This is a genomic window from Streptococcus sp. SP1 (assembly GCF_030440005.1).
GTDB lineage: Bacteria > Bacillota > Bacilli > Lactobacillales > Streptococcaceae > Streptococcus > Streptococcus parasanguinis.
On the sequence record NZ_JAQFJJ010000001.1, the window covers coordinates 212282 to 228529 of the forward strand.

Consider the following 16248-nt stretch of genomic DNA (forward strand, 5'->3'; position numbering starts at 1 on the left):
CTACTAGAGGCAACAAGATCTTATTCTTCTACGACTTCAGCTGTTTGAACTTCATCGACTGTTCCATCTGTTAATGGCACTTCTTCGATGATTTCAACTTCATTAATCGCTTGTGGTTCCAAGTTACGGTAACGAGCCATACCTGTACCAGCAGGAATAATCTTACCGATGATAACATTTTCCTTGAGTCCGAGGAGATGGTCTTTCTTACCGCGAATCGCCGCGTCAGTAAGAACACGAGTTGTTTCCTGGAAGGAAGCTGCTGACAAGAAACTATTGGTTTCAAGTGAGGCTTTCGTGATTCCCATAAGAACTGGACGAGCAGTCGCAGGAACTCCACCAGAGATAAGGACATCCTTATTAGCATCTGTAAAGTCTGTAATATCCATGAGAGTACCCATGAGAAGGTCTGTATCTCCTGGATCCATGACACGAACTTTACGAATCATTTGACGAACCATTACCTCGATGTGTTTGTCGCCAATTTCTACCCCTTGGCTACGGTATACTTTTTGTACTTCCGCAAGGAGGTATGTTTCAACAGACAAAACATCACGTACAGCAAGGAGACGTTTTGGTTGGATAGATCCTTCTGTAAGAGCCTCACCACGAGAAACTTGATCTCCCACTTCGACTTTCATGCGAGCAGTGTAAGGGACAACATATTCACCCTCACCAGTTGCTCCACTAACAAAGACTTTCTTGGTACGTGTAGAAGCATCTTCTTCAATAGCTGTGACTTCCCCTTTGACCTCAGTGATGACCGCTTCCCCTTTTGGATTGCGGGCTTCAAAGATTTCTTGGACACGAGGAAGACCCTGAGTGATATCGGTATTTGAGGCAACCCCACCCGTGTGGAAGGTACGCATGGTCAACTGTGTACCAGGTTCCCCGATAGATTGGGCAGCGATGGTTCCGACTGCCTCACCCACTTCAACCGCATCACCAGTCGCCAAGTTGATACCATAACAGTGACGGCAGACACCATGGCGGGTGTTACATGTAAAGACAGAGCGGATAGTGACTTCTTCAACACCAGCATTGACAATTTCACGTGCTAAGTCTTCTGAAATCAAAGTATCTGGACCAACGATCACTTCACCTGTTTCAGGGTGTTTAACAGATTTCTTCGTATAACGACCTGTCAAGCGTTCTTCCAATGGCTCGATCATTTCCTTACCATCAGTAATGGCACGGATCACAAGTCCACGGTCTGTTCCACAGTCATCTTCACGGATAATGACGTCTTGGGCAACGTCAACCAAACGACGAGTCAAGTAACCTGAGTCGGCTGTCTTAAGGGCCGTATCAGTCATCCCTTTACGGGCACCGTGAGTTGAGAAGAACATTTCCAATACAGACAAACCTTCGCGGAAGTTTGACAGGATTGGCAATTCCATGATCCGTCCGTTTGGAGCGGCCATCAAACCACGCATACCGGCAAGTTGCGAGAAGTTTGAGATGTTACCACGGGCTCCAGAGTCCATCATCATAACGATTGGGTTCTTCGGATCTTGGTTATCCACCAAGCGTTTTTCCAATTTCTCACGAGCTGCACGCCATTCAGCTGTAACGGCATTGTAGCGTTCGTCATCCGTGATCAAACCACGACGGAATTGTTTGGTGATTTGTTCCACACGTTTGTGAGATTCTTCAATAATTTCTGCCTTATCTTCAACGACCGGAATATCGGCAATCCCCACTGTCAAACCAGCAAGGGTTGAATGATGGTAACCCAAGTCTTTCAAGCGGTCCAAGAAAGCAGAAGTTTCGGTTGTACGGAAGCGTTTGAAGATTTCCGCAATGATATTTCCAAGATTTTTCTTCTTGAATGGAACGTTCAATTCCAATTTCTCAATCGCCGCTTTCACATCTTGACCAGGCTCCAAGAAGTACTTAGCTGGAACGCCTTCTGTCAAGTTGGTATTGTTTGGCTCTTGAAGGTATGGAAGCTCTGCAGGCATGATATCGTTAAAGAGGATCTTACCAACAGTTGTCAAGAGAATCTTGTGTTGTTGCGCTTCTGTCCATGGTTTGTCCAAGCTATCGGTCGAAATTCCGACACGTGTATGCAAATGAACATAGCCATTACGAAAGGCCATCACTGCTTCATCACGATCTTTGAAGACCATGCCTTCCCCTTCACGACCAGCTTCTTCCATAGTGAGGTAGTAGTTCCCCAAAACCATGTCCTGAGATGGGGTAACGACTGGTTTCCCGTCTTTCGGATTCAAGATGTGCTCAGCAGCCAACATCAAGATACGAGCTTCTGCTTGGGCTTCTTCTGAAAGTGGTACGTGGATGGCCATTTGGTCACCGTCAAAGTCAGCATTGTAGGCTTCACAGACAAGTGGGTGCAAGCGAAGAGCTTTCCCGTCAATCAAGACTGGCTCAAAGGCTTGGATCCCCAAACGGTGAAGGGTCGGTGCGCGGTTCAAGAGAACTGGGTGTTCTTTGATCACTTCTTCCAAGATATCCCAGATGCGTTCATCTCCACGTTCGACCAATCGTTTTGCAGCTTTAACGTTTTGTACGATATCACGCGCAACGATTTCACGCATCACGAATGGTTTGAAGAGCTCGATGGCCATTTCACGTGGCACACCACATTGGTACATCTTAAGAGTTGGACCAACGGCGATAACGGACCGTCCTGAGAAGTCCACCCGTTTACCGAGCAAGTTTTGACGGAAGCGTCCTTGTTTCCCTTTGAGCATGTGGCTCAATGATTTCAGTGGACGGCTACCTGGTCCTGTGATCGGACGACCACGACGACCGTTGTCGATCAAAGCATCGACAGCTTCTTGGAGCATCCGTTTTTCGTTTTGCACGATGATACCAGGGGCATTCAACTCAAGCAAACGCGCCAAACGGTTGTTCCGGTTGATCACACGACGGTAAAGGTCGTTCAAGTCAGAGGCAGCAAAACGGCCACCATCCAATTGGACCATCGGACGAAGATCTGGTGGAATAACCGGAAGGATGTTGAGGACCATCCATTCTGGCTTGTTGCCAGATTTGTAGAAGGCATCCAAGACATCCAAACGACGCACAGCCTTCACACGTTTTTGACCAGTTGCAGTCTTCAATTCTTCTTTCAAGAGAGCAATTTCAGCTTCCAGATCCACTTGTTTCAAGAGGTCTTGGATCGCTTCTGCACCCATCTTAGCTACAAAGGAACCTGGTCCGTATTCACGCAAGCGTTCACGGTATTCACGTTCCGTCATGATGGATTTGTGCTCAAGTGGTGTATCTTTTGGATCGATCACCACGTAAGCTGCGAAGTAAATGACTTCTTCAAGGGCACGAGGACTCATATCCAAAGTCAATCCCATACGAGAAGGGATTCCTTTGAAGTACCAGATGTGTGATACAGGTGCTTTCAACTCGATGTGCCCCATGCGTTCACGACGAACTTTCGCACGTGTTACTTCAACCCCACAGCGGTCACAAACGATCCCTTTGTAACGGATCCGTTTGTATTTCCCACACGCACATTCCCAGTCTTTTGTAGGTCCAAAGATGACTTCATCAAAGAGACCTTCACGTTCTGGTTTCAATGTACGGTAGTTGATTGTTTCAGGTTTCTTGACCTCTCCATAAGACCATGAACGGACCTTGCTTGGAGAAGCTAGGGTGATTTGCATACTTTTAAAACGATTTACATCAACCACTATTTCTTACCTTTCCTTGTTTTCATACTTGTTTCATTTGGATACAGCTTAGGTGGGGGAAGAAAGGAAACTTTCTTGCCACCTCCTTGTGTCTGCATCTTGTTATCGAATCATCCTGTCAGAAACATTGGTTTCTCGCAGGACAATCATTTTTACTGATTATTTTTCTGATTCTTCAGCATCAAAGGCCGCTTTTGCTTCCTTGGCTGCTTTTTCACGTGCTTTTTCAAGGTCATCCACATGAATCACATCATCGTCTTCCCCTTCATCGAGGTCACGAAGTTCCACTTCTTGATCATCTTCGTCCAAGACACGCATGTCAAGACCAAGAGATTGCAATTCTTTGACAAGAACGCGGAAGGATTCTGGTACACCTGGTTTTGGAATTGGTTTACCTTTGGTAATCGCTTCATAAGCTTTCAAACGTCCGTTGACATCATCTGACTTGTAGGTCAAGATTTCTTGAAGGACATTTGATGCACCATAAGCCTCAAGGGCCCACACTTCCATTTCCCCGAAACGTTGTCCACCAAACTGAGCTTTCCCTCCGAGTGGTTGTTGGGTAACCATTGAGTATGGTCCGACTGAACGGGCATGGAGTTTATCATCAACCATGTGGTGAAGCTTGATCATGTACATGACACCGACAGAAACACGGTTGTCAAACGGCTCACCTGTACGTCCATCGTAAAGGATGGTCTTGGCATCGCTATCCATACCAGCTTCTTTCACAGTATCCCAGAGATCTTCTGAGCTTGCTCCGTCAAAGACTGGTGTTGCGATATGGATACCCAAGTTACGAGCCGCCATACCAAGGTGAAGTTCCATAACCTGACCGATATTCATACGTGATGGCACCCCAAGAGGGTTCAACATGATATCAACCGGTGTACCGTCTGGAAGGTAAGGCATATCTTCAACTGGAACAATACGAGACACAACCCCTTTGTTTCCGTGACGACCGGCCATCTTATCTCCGACGCGGATCTTGCGTTTTTGTGCGATGTAAACACGAACCAACATGTTCACACCAGATTGCAATTCATCTCCGTTTGCACGTGTAAAGATCTTAACATCACGAACGACTCCATCTCCACCGTGAGGTACACGAAGAGAAGTATCACGCACTTCACGAGATTTATCTCCAAAGATCGCGTGAAGGAGACGTTCTTCAGCAGAAAGGTCTTTTTCACCCTTCGGTGTTACCTTACCGACAAGGATATCGCCTTCTTTTACTTCCGCACCAATACGGATAATACCTGTTTCATCCAAGTCACGAAGAGCATCTTCCCCGACGTTTGGAATTTCACGGGTAATTTCTTCAGGGCCTAACTTGGTATCGCGTGTTTCTGATTCGAATTCTTCCAAGTGAACAGATGTGTAGACATCTTCTTTCACCAAGCGTTCGCTCATGATAACGGCATCCTCGAAGTTATACCCTTCCCAAGTCATGTAAGCGACGATTGGGTTTTGACCAAGGGCCATTTCCCCTTTTTCCATCGATGGACCGTCAGCAATAAAGTCGCCTTTTTCAACGACATCGCCAACTTTTACAAGGGTCCGTTGGTTGTAGGCAGTACCTGAGTTTGAACGACGGAATTTTTGAATATGGTAGACATCAAGCGAACCGTCTTCACGACGAACTTCTACCTTGTCCGCATCTGCATAAGTGACTTTACCATCATATTGAGCAATCACTGCAGCTCCTGAATCATGGGCTGCTTGGTATTCCATACCAGTCCCCACATAAGGTGCTTTTGGATCGATCAATGGGACAGCCTGACGCTGCATGTTGGCACCCATGAGGGCACGGTTAGAGTCATCGTTTTCCAAGAAAGGAATACATGCTGTCGCAACAGCAACTACTTGTTTTGGAGAAACGTCCATGTAGTCGACTTGATCAGATGGGAATTCTTGGTTATTACCACGGTGACGTCCCATAACGATTGGCTCAGCAAAACCACCTTCTTCGTTCAACTTAGAGTTAGCCTGTGCGACAATGTACTCATCTTCTTCATCGGCTGTCAACCAAACGATTTCGTTGGTCACCACACCTTTTTCACGGTCTACTTTACGATATGGTGTTTGGATGAAACCATATTTGTTCAAGTGTCCGTAGGATGACAAGTTGTTAATCAAACCGATGTTTGGTCCTTCAGGTGTTTCGATTGGACACATACGACCATAGTGGGTATAGTGCACGTCACGGACTTCATATCCAGCACGGTCACGTGTCAAACCACCAGGCCCTAAGGCAGACAAACGACGTTTGTGAGACAACTCAGAAAGCGGGTTGTGTTGGTCCATGAACTGTGACAACTGTGAAGATCCAAAGAATTCTTTAATTGCTGCAGTTACTGGGCGGATGTTGATGATTTGTTGTGGTGTCAAGACGTCGTTATCTTGTACAGACATCCGTTCGCGGACGTTTCGTTCCATCCGTGAAAGTCCAAGACGCACTTGGTTGGCAAGCAATTCACCAACGGCACGAATCCGACGATTTCCAAGATGGTCGATATCATCTACACGGCCAAGGCCTTCTGCAAGGTTCAAGAAATAGCTCATTTCTGCCAAGATGTCAGCTGGAGTCACAATCCGTACTTTGTCAGATGGGTTAGCATTTCCGATGATGGTGACAACGCGGTCTGGATCTGTTGGAGCGACAACTTTGAATTTTTGCAATTCTACTGGCTCTGTCAAAACAGCAGCATCATTTGGAATGTAGGTGATTTTGTTCAAACCGTTATCCAATTGTTCAGAGATGCTGTCAATCACATCGCGCGTCATGACAGTACCAGCTTCTACAAGGATTTCCCCTGTTTCAGCATCTACCAATGGTTCTGCGATCGTTTGGTTCAACAAGCGGTTCTTGATATTGAGTTTCTTGTTGATCTTGTAGCGACCAACTGGTGCCAAGTCATAACGACGTGGATCAAAGAAACGAGCTACCAACAAGCTACGTGAGCTTTCTGCTGTTTTTGGTTCACCTGGACGAAGACGCTCATAGATTTCTTTGAGAGCTTCATCTGTCCGTGAATCCATTGGGTTTTTGTGGATATCTTTTTCAATGGTATTGCGAACCAATTCGCTATCCCCAAAGATATCGATGATTTCATCATCTCCAGAGAATCCAAGGGCACGCACAAGAGTTGTAAATGGAATTTTACGTGTGCGGTCGATGCGTGTGTATGCAATGTCTTTTGAGTCAGTTTCAAGCTCTAACCAAGCCCCACGGTTGGGGATAACAGTTGATCCATAACCAACCTTACCATTCTTGTCCACCTTATCATTGAAGTAGACACCTGGTGAGCGGACCAACTGAGATACGATAATCCGTTCTCCACCATTGATGATAAAAGTTCCCATTTCAGTCATGATTGGGAAATCACCAAAGAAAACTTCTTGGGTCTTGATTTCACCTGTTTCTTTGTTGACCAAGCGGAAGGTCACAAAGATTGGTGCTGAGTAGCTGGCATCGTGGATGCGCGCTTCTTCAAGCGAATACTTGGGTTCGCGGATTTCATAACCCACAAATTCCAATTCCATTGTATCCGTGAAGTTTGAGATAGGAAGCACATCTTCAAATACTTCCTTCAAGCCATGATCCAAGAAATCTTTGAATGAGTCTGTCTGGATTTCAATCAAGTTTGGTAAATCAAGAACCTCTTTGATTCTTGAAAAACTACGACGGGTCCGATGTTTCCCGTATTGAACGTCATGTCCTGCCAAAGTTTTTTACTCCTTTTTCCATACTAGGATAGCTTAGTAAAACTATTTCTACCACCTATCCGATTTTAACTACATTAGTGTGATTTGCATCACGTGAAGAGCTATCTCTTCCCCTTATTTGTCATTTTTGTAATTTTTAGAAAAATTAAGTTTCTGTAACAAGCTATAATTTTCCCTAAAAATAGACACAAAAAGAGCAGCTAAATCGACTTATTCAAGTAAGATTTAACTGCTGTAAGCTCTTATTTGGACAATATTTCAAATAAAGCACACGACAAATTAGTTGTAACTATTATATCGTTTTTTCCTTCAAAAATCAAGACTTTCACTAGGTTTTCTACCAGACAAGACTAGCGCCGATTGTCACGATTTGAGCTGTTTCGATTTGTAGAATTATTGCTTGAATTGCTACTACTTGAACTACTGCTTGTTTCACTACTATTTGTATTATTATTTCGGTTATTAGTGTTTTGATTGCCACCAGCATTACCTAGAATAGCCGCCCAAGCGTTCTGATAATCGCTGTCAGAACCTCCAATCGCAAAATGATACTGAGTGGTTGGAGCTCCATTTTTTGCCCAAAGGCTGGTTACCATTTGACCACTCACATCGACATCTCGACCATTCACATTGACGCGGCCTGGTTTTTCACCAGTCGATTTGAGTACTTCAGAACGGATCACACTCTTGTCGAAAGTGAATTTGTCTTGGACACCCAAAAGACTCGGATCTGCTTGATAGATAGCATTCACTAATTGCGCCATATACTGAGCATTATTGTTATATCCTGTTAGTGCCTGCATGGAGGCATTGTTGTCATGACCAATCCACCCTCCTAGAGAGACAGTTGGCGTGGACAACATCAACCACATATCCCCATTTGAATTAGTGGTACCAGTTTTTCCAATCCAGTCAGCACCAGCAAGCGTTGGATTGACTTGACTAAGACGTGATTTGAAGGTTGTGGTTGCCCCAGATGTGAGCACTCCACGTAAGAGATCTTGCATAATCGTTGCCGTTGCTGGAGAGTAGACACGAACAGGATCTGCTTCATGCTTATAGACCACATCCCCATCCCGATCAATAATTTGCTCTACCATATAACGCTTGAGGTAGTTTCCATTATTGGCTATGGTCTGGTAACCATTGGTATGTTGAGCAACTGTGACCTCAATTCCCCCACCCATCGGCAGACTCTCAATTCCGTATTCAGAGATATCATAGCCCATCTTCTTCATGTAAGAGGGAACATCCACCCCTTTTTCACGTAGGGTTCGGTAGGTCCAATAGGCTGGGATATTCCATGAAGTATTGAGAGCCTCACGAAGATCCATCATAGCCGTTCCTCGGTTATCTACGTGCATGATCGGTTCGCCACTTGAGAAATTAGTTGGGTAGTTAGAAAGGATACTATTGCTTCCCATCAAGCCTTGGTCAATGGCAATCCCATAGGCCAACAATGGTTTGATAGTAGACCCTGGTGAACGTTCAGTATCAAAGGCATGGTTGTTTTGGTTGCCGTCAAAATTACGTCCACCGATAAAACCTAAAATCGCACCGGTTCGATTGTCCATGAGGACATTCCCAACTTCTACAAGTCCCGTTTCATCATCCAAGATGTTTCCAAAATTCGCCACTGCAGCCTGCATCGCATTGTGAACCGGTTTGTTAATGGTTGTTTGAATGGTGTAGCCACCTTCACGCAACTCACTTTCAGCTAATTTTTGATAAGACTTAACCGTCTCATTATTTTTCAAGTCTTGCTTGGTCACATTGTCTCGTTTGATCAAGTAATCATACATGGCCTCTTTCGCCTCTTTCATGGCTTGGAAATAGAGGTAGTCATGTGGCGTTTTCTCGATGCCATCCGAAGCGATGAAGTCTTTGGTCAAATCATACTGAGCATAGGTTTCGTAGTCTTTTTTCGATAAGACTCCTGTCCTGTACATATTGAACAAGACGTCTTTGGCACGCGCCAAACCTAACTCTAGATTTTCCTTACTCTTTAGGCTACCGTCTGCAGCATAAGGGGAGTAGACAATCGGACTTTGTGGCAGCCCTGCGATAAAGGCCGCTTGTGGAACGGACAGGTCTTTCGCAGAGACTCCAAAGATCCCTTGAGCCGCAGCTTCCACACCCGCAATGTTTTGTCCCCGATTGTTTCGTCCAAAAGGTGAAACATTTAAGTAAGTGGTCAGGATTTCGTTTTTATCCATCCCTCGCTCTAAGGCAAGGGCGTCGACAATTTCTGTCGCCTTACGAGTAAAGGTCGGAGCGTCTCCGACGACTTGCTGTTTGATCAACTGCTGGGTCAAGGTCGATCCCCCACTAGAGGAGCCAACGCCGGCTACAGATCCAAGCGTCGCCCGAAGAACGGCTTTGGGCACAACCCCCTTGTGGCTTTCAAAATTCTCATCCTCAGTAGCAATCACAGCCTTTTTGACATTGTCTGAAATAGCATCTCCAGCTACTGGTGTGCGGATCAAATCACTGTCTACTTCTGAAATCAAACTCTTATCAGAATAGGTCAGTTTTGAAACGCTACTAACATTACGCACCTGCTGGACCAATTCCTCTGTCTTCGGAGCCTTAACATTGTTAAAGAGACTCGCAGCATAACCAATCCCGATCCCTGCACCAAATAAAAAGAGGCAAATAGAAAGGGCAATCATGACATCCCACAAGAGTTTGAGGGTCCGTAAAGAGGTCGCAAAAATATCACCAATAGACCAACTGCTCTCTTCTTTTTTTTCCTTATTTGGAGTTTCTGTATACATATTTGCAAAGAATTTTTGGACTTTCTTCCAAAAATCTTGCAACTTCTCTTTTAATTGATTCACTGATTCTTTCTCCTTGTTCCCTATATTATAGCAGATTAGGCCCTTTGTTTTCAATCACAAGAGCGTAGAAATCGTCACTCACTCCTCTTGGATAAGGTCAAGAAAATGATGGAAAGCATTGCCATTTCTGTGGTTTATGGTAGAATAGAGAAATGAATAAACTTATAAAGGAGAAAAGACACATGCACATTTTTGATGAGCTAAAAGAGCGTGGTTTGGTATTTCAAACGACGGATGAAGAAGCCTTGCGCAAAGCACTGGAAGAAGGTCAGGTTTCTTATTATACTGGTTATGATCCAACTGCTGACAGCCTTCACCTTGGCCACTTGGTTGCCATCTTGACGAGCCGTCGTCTTCAACTAGCAGGCCACAAACCTTATGCGCTCGTTGGCGGTGCGACTGGTCTCATTGGAGATCCGTCCTTCAAAGATGCTGAACGTAGTCTCCAAACAAAAGAAACTGTACAAGAATGGGTTCGCTCCATTCAAGGACAATTGTCTCGTTTCCTCGATTTTGAAAATGGGGACAATAAAGCCGAAATGGTCAACAACTACGATTGGTTCGGAAGCATTAGCTTTATTGACTTCCTTCGTGATGTCGGGAAATACTTTACGGTCAATGCTATGATGAGTAAAGAATCTGTTAAAAAACGGATTGAGACAGGGATTTCTTACACAGAGTTTGCCTACCAAATTATGCAAGGCTATGACTTCTACGTCCTCAACCAAGAGCACAATGTAACCCTTCAAATCGGTGGATCTGACCAATGGGGAAACATGACAGCCGGTACTGAGTTGATGCGTCGTAAAGCAGATAAAACTGGTCATGTTATGACTGTGCCTTTGATCACAGATGCAACTGGCAAGAAATTCGGTAAATCAGAAGGCAATGCGGTCTGGCTCAATGCAGACAAAACATCTCCATACGAAATGTACCAATTCTGGATGAATGTGATGGATGCGGATGCTGTGCGCTTCTTGAAGATCTTCACTTTCTTGTCACTGGACGAAATCGAAGAGATCCGTAAACAGTTTGAGGCTGCTCCTCATGAACGCTTGGCTCAAAAGATCTTGGCGCGTGAAGTGGTCACCCTTGTCCACGGCGAAGAAGCCTACAAGGAAGCCCTTAACATCACAGAACAACTCTTTGCAGGAAACATCAAAAACCTTTCTGTCAAAGAACTCAAACAAGGCCTTCGTGGTGTGCCAAACTACCATGTCCAAGCAGAAGACAACCTCAACATTGTCGAACTCTTGGTCACAGCTGGTGTGGTAAATTCTAAACGCCAAGCCCGCGAAGATGTTCAAAATGGAGCTATCTACGTCAACGGCGAACGCATCCAAGACCTTGACTATGTCTTGAGCGATAGCGATAAATTAGAAAATGAATTGACCGTTATCCGTCGCGGTAAGAAAAAATACTTTGTTTTGACTTATTAAGAAAGTAAAACCACGGAGTTTGGTATGAACTTCGTGGTTTTCTTATACACTTTTTTCTGGGACTATTTCCCTTTTCTGCGATGCAACAAAGCTTGGTTGATTCGTTGAGTTTTTTTATGGAGTTGCCAAATCTGGTAAAGCCAGATCAGGCCGTAAATGGCTAGAAAGATCAACCAAGGAATCGGGCTCCGTAAGGCTGCCCCCCAGCCAAAAAATAAGTAGGTCAATGCTAAGATGGTGGCTGTCACAACTAAATGCAAGACCACACGCAAACTATAGGTCAAAAACTCTTCTTCCTCAAGAATGAACGTCAAGACTCCCATTGTTCCACTCATTAAAAAGATCACTAGGATGTTGCGGACATTCACGGCAGGATATACGATGTTGGTATAGAGATGGGATAATAACATCAAACACAAATAAAAGAAGGAACCTGTCCTCATACCAGATACAAAATAAGCTATAACTCGTTTCATCACTTTCTCCTATACCCCTAAATAATCCATCAAGGATTTGACATATTTCCGACTGACACTTGATTTTACTCCGCGTGTCAGTTTAGCCATCATATTGCCTGAAAAACTATCCGATAGCGATTCCAAATGGTCGATATTCATCACCGCGTGGCGTGATATCTGTAAAAAATTACGACGATTAATCCGATGTTGAAAATTTGTCAAAGTATCTCTGATGGTGAACGTTTTGTCTGTTGTATAAATGGTTAGCTGATTCTTATCAATCTCAGCTAAAATAATGTCATCAATTTTCACCATGATCAAATGATCATCTGTTTTGATAGGGATCACTACTTGATTCACTGTCGAAAACTGTTCGAGATAGTCCATCACCTCTCGTGCTTGATCAGATAATTGCTTGGCTTGAATGACCACACAGGGGTTGTTTTCTGGAATATCCTGTTTTTCCTCAAAACGAATCTTCATTCCTACTCCAATTCTCACTTACTTTCTTTTATTCGATCTTTTTGCTAAGGAAATCCAAATCCCCAAAGCTAGAAGAATGCCTCCTAACACTATAAGGTATGTTTGTTCCTTTGTCAATAAAGCTTGCCATTTGAGCTGAACACCCATTTTTTCTTGAAATTCTCGAAGAAGATCATCTCGCCCCTTAAAGGTTTCGCTCACTGCTTCTTTCATGAGTACTTGCCGATAAAGTGATGCAATATAAGTTGCTGGAGTACATTTCATTAGTAGTTGTGCAAAATCAGGTAGAACACCTAAAGGTACATAAGTCCCTACCAAAAAACCAGAAGCTGTACCCACTATGGTCGAAAACTTCCCAAGACTGTCTACGGAATGGAAAAAATAAACAAAAATGGCATTCACTAAACTAGAAAGCAGGCTACTAAGTAGCATGATGAGGAGTACCTCAGGTAATAGAGAAAGGGTTGGAACTTCTCTAAAATAGCCACACATCAGCACATACATAAGGGCCTGCATGAAAAAAGAGATGATGATTGCGCTCGTTAGATACGAAAATGGTAACCGCCACTTTCCTTGGTCCGATAAATAAAGATCCTGATCTACTTGATGTTCACGGTCCTTTACTAACTGAGTCAGGGCAGCCAGACTTGTCGTAATCCCTGTCACAGCCAGCGTCCCACTCATTAACCAATTATTTAACACAGGACCACTATTGGGGAGCTGAGCCCAAGCATCTGTTAGATTTTTTTGAAGAAAAATAATATAGAGAACAAAGGAAATCAAGGCTCCCAACAGGGAGAAGAAAACTCCTGAACGATTCCTGAAATACAATAAAAAATTTCGCTTTAGTAAGGCTAGCATTAGCGGACCTCCCTTCCTGTAAGTGCAATAAAGGCATCATCCATGGTCCCTGGACGAAACTCAAAATGGGCTATTTTATTTCTAACTTGTGCCAGGTAATCAATGGCTTCCCTTTCACTCTCGGGTTGAAAAACATATTCTAATGGTCCCTGTTGTTCTACTGACATTCCTGAATTTTTAGGACTTTCTATCTGCTGCATCTCCTTGAAACGAATCTTCAAGATGTTTTTTGCATACTGGCTCTTAATATCTAGTGCTGATCCCTGAGCAATCACTTTCCCATTGTCCACAATATAAATCTGATCAGCTTCATCTGCCTCGTCAAGATAATGCGTGGTCAAAACAACAGTCATTCCCTCTTCCCTCTGCAATTGATAGAGCAAATCCCAAATAGACTTCCGGGTTTGGATATCCAAACCTGTCGTTGGTTCGTCTAAGAAAAGAATATCTGGTTGTGAGAGCAGGGCACGCGCAATGTCAACCCGACGCTTTTGGCCGCCTGAAAGCGTCCCATATTTCTGCTTTTGGAAAGCTGATAGGCCTAGACGATTAATGAGACTAGATACACGATTGGGTTTTAGGCCTTTGTACTGTCTGGCACGAATGGTCAGATTTTCCCTAACCGTCAGCATCTCATCTAAGACACTAGTCTGGAAGACCACACCAATTTTAGTACCTGGTTCATAGATGATTTCACCTTGCGTTGGTTGTTTCAAACCAATCAACATGGAAATCGTCGTTGATTTCCCCGCCCCATTTGGTCCTAGAATCGCATTAAACGTTCCCTTTTCAAACTGTAAGTGAATATTGTTTACGGCTAAATGATTTCCATATCGTTTACTGATGTTTTTAGCTTGTAATATCATGTTCTCTCTCCTTTTGATAGAACCAGTCTAGCAAAAAAGCCATTTAAAAAACGCCTTTTGGGGCTAAGTGGTTAAAATGAAGAGATGAGTGGCGAGATAGAAGAGATTAAAATGAGGAAAAAATTTATTACAACCATTCTTTTCCCCATTGATTCAAGTCCTTTAAAATCGGCATCAGTGACTTACCTTTTTTTGTCAGCTCATATTCTGTATGGAGTGGCATAGACTCAAAATCATATTTCTCAACCAATTGGAGTCTCATTAAAACATCGGTTGCTATCTAGAGGCTCTTTTGTTACACTACTAATATGAATACACCGATCAAACCAAAATTACAACGATTTCAAACAGCCACTGCTTTTGCCTGTCCCATCTGCCAACTAGACCTAGAACTTGTGGAGACCAGTTTTAAATGTCCCAAGAGCCATTCTTTTGATTTGGCGAAATTTGGCTATGTCAATCTGGCTCCCCAGATCAAGCAATCGAAGGACTATGACAAAGAAAATTTCCAGAATCGCCAGCTGATCTTGGAAGCAGGTTTTTATGAGCCGATTCTAACAGCGATCGGACAAAAAATTCCGACCAGTGATGCCAAGATTCTAGATATCGGATGTGGAGAAGGCTATTACTCCCGAAAACTACAAGAAACCTATCCCGAAGCTACTTTCTATGCATTTGATCTTTCCAAGGAATCTGTGCAGCTAGCTGCCAAGAGTGACGCTAGCTGGAAGGTCAATTGGTTTGTAGGAGACTTGGCTCATTTACCCATTCAATCTAAGAGTATGGAGGTCATTTTGGACATCTTCTCCCCAGCTAATTACGCTGAATTCGAGCGTGTCCTAAAGGCAGGAGGGGTCATCATTAAGGTCGTCCCAACCTCTTCTCATCTGAAAGAAATTCGTCAGTTGGCCCAAGATCAATTGACCAAGCAATCCTACTCCAACCAGGAAATTTTGGAGCACTTTGAAGACCACTGCCAGATCCTCTCATCCGAAACGGTCAGCCTCACCAAGAGTTTAACTCCTGAAGAACGCCAAGCGCTCCTCACCATGACCCCTCTTCTATTTCACGTAGACCAAGAAAAGATCGACTGGAATCAACTCACAGAAATCACCATTGAAGCTGAGCTGCTGGTTGGGAAAATCAAGATACAAAGGACGTAGCGGATAAAGTCAAAATAGGGTATTCGACGCAGAATCATTAGATTCTAGGAGGATACATCTTTACAAATCTAATAAAATCTTAAAAAAATTCATTCGTTAGAATTATCTAATCATCTACTGAAACTTCCCGCCGTGAGGAAAGTACCTGAAACACATTTGTTTCAGGTACTCGGAATTATTGAAACCTTAGGTTCAATAATTAGTCATGGAACTTCCTGGATTGCTGAAATCATCCACTGGATAATTTCACCTAACGTCCGTACTCACCTAAGGAAAGTTTTTAAGAAGACTTTATCTTCAATTAAAAGGCTGAGACCACCGTCTCAGCCTTTTACTCATCTTCTGCATGCTCTGTCATGACTTGTAAGCGATAGGTTTTAGGCGATTTTCCACAGAGTTTACGGAAAACCTTGTAGAAATAGCCTACATTACTGTAACCGACTTTATAGCAGATATCTTCAATGCTGTCATTGGTCGATAAGAGGAGCTGCTGGGCAGCCTTAATCCGCTGTTTGTTGAGGAGTTCTGCGAAAGTCGCATTGGTTTCTCGTTTAATCAATTGGCCTAAATAGACTGGATTGATAAAGAGAGCCTGACTGATGTCCTTGTGTACTGACCCCAAAAAGTTAGACAAATAATTTAAGTGAAGGATTTAGTTCTGTATTGCACAGGACTAAGTCCTTTTAGTTTTACCTTAATGCGTTTGTTGTTGTAATAATCAATATACTCCACAAT

10 protein-coding genes and 2 pseudogenes are annotated in these 16248 nt (G+C 43.7%); 2 read left to right on the top strand and 10 right to left on the bottom strand.

What is annotated here, in order from left to right:
- Positions 1 to 20: 20 nt before the first annotated feature.
- The 3 genes from rpoC to pbp1b form a co-directional block, all read right to left on the bottom strand.
- Positions 21 to 3674: a DNA-directed RNA polymerase subunit beta' gene (gene rpoC, locus PCY07_RS01045; protein WP_049498595.1), complete on the bottom strand. Its 3654-nt coding sequence runs from the start codon at positions 3672 to 3674 to the stop codon at positions 21 to 23.
- A gap of 159 nt (positions 3675 to 3833) precedes the next feature.
- Positions 3834 to 7403 (bottom strand): DNA-directed RNA polymerase subunit beta, encoded by a 3570-nt coding sequence (gene rpoB, locus PCY07_RS01050; protein ID WP_049498594.1) that lies wholly within the window; start codon positions 7401 to 7403, stop codon positions 3834 to 3836.
- A gap of 350 nt (positions 7404 to 7753) precedes the next feature.
- Entirely contained in the window at positions 7754 to 10243 is a 2490-nt protein-coding gene (gene pbp1b / locus PCY07_RS01055; RefSeq protein ID WP_301356649.1) for a penicillin-binding protein PBP1B, read from the bottom strand.
- A 182-nt stretch (positions 10244 to 10425) separates the two neighbouring features.
- Here pbp1b and tyrS point away from each other — a divergent pair, with 182 nt between their 5' ends.
- Positions 10426 to 11682 (top strand): tyrosine--tRNA ligase, encoded by a 1257-nt coding sequence (gene tyrS / locus PCY07_RS01060; RefSeq protein WP_200772855.1) that lies wholly within the window; start codon positions 10426 to 10428, stop codon positions 11680 to 11682.
- Positions 11683 to 11744: 62 nt separating this feature from the next.
- Here tyrS and PCY07_RS01065 read toward each other — a convergent pair whose 3' ends face one another.
- From PCY07_RS01065 to PCY07_RS01085, 5 genes and pseudogenes are all read right to left on the bottom strand, one after another.
- Positions 11745 to 12158 carry a DUF3021 domain-containing protein gene (locus PCY07_RS01065; protein ID WP_301356648.1) on the bottom strand — a complete coding sequence of 138 codons (414 nt, stop codon included), beginning with the start codon at positions 12156 to 12158 and terminating at the stop codon, positions 11745 to 11747.
- 9 nt (positions 12159 to 12167) lie between these two features.
- Positions 12168 to 12623 carry a LytTR family DNA-binding domain-containing protein gene (locus tag PCY07_RS01070; protein ID WP_301356647.1) on the bottom strand — a complete coding sequence of 152 codons (456 nt, stop codon included), beginning with the start codon at positions 12621 to 12623 and terminating at the stop codon, positions 12168 to 12170.
- Between the two features lie 18 nt (positions 12624 to 12641).
- Positions 12642 to 13484, bottom strand: a complete 843-nt coding sequence (locus PCY07_RS01075; RefSeq protein WP_301356646.1) for an ABC transporter permease — start codon at positions 13482 to 13484, stop codon at positions 12642 to 12644.
- Positions 13484 to 14350, bottom strand: a complete 867-nt coding sequence (locus tag PCY07_RS01080) for an ABC transporter ATP-binding protein (RefSeq protein ID WP_301356645.1) — start codon at positions 14348 to 14350, stop codon at positions 13484 to 13486. Before PCY07_RS01080 ends, PCY07_RS01075 begins: the two co-directional genes overlap by 1 nt.
- 127 nt (positions 14351 to 14477) lie before the next feature.
- Positions 14478 to 14621, bottom strand: a pseudogene (locus tag PCY07_RS01085) (winged helix-turn-helix transcriptional regulator); the annotation flags it as partial.
- Between the two features lie 37 nt (positions 14622 to 14658).
- Between PCY07_RS01085 and PCY07_RS01090 the strand changes: the two are divergent.
- Positions 14659 to 15513 (top strand): putative RNA methyltransferase, encoded by an 855-nt coding sequence (locus tag PCY07_RS01090; RefSeq protein ID WP_301356643.1) that lies wholly within the window; start codon positions 14659 to 14661, stop codon positions 15511 to 15513.
- 331 nt (positions 15514 to 15844) lie between these two features.
- Here PCY07_RS01090 and PCY07_RS01095 read toward each other — a convergent pair.
- Both PCY07_RS01095 and PCY07_RS01100 read right to left on the bottom strand, forming a co-directional pair.
- Positions 15845 to 16120, bottom strand: a pseudogene (locus PCY07_RS01095) (helix-turn-helix domain-containing protein); the annotation flags it as partial.
- A gap of 32 nt (positions 16121 to 16152) precedes the next feature.
- Positions 16153 to 16248: IS3 family transposase (locus PCY07_RS01100; protein WP_301356651.1), on the bottom strand; the 96-nt coding region annotated here is incomplete at its 5' end.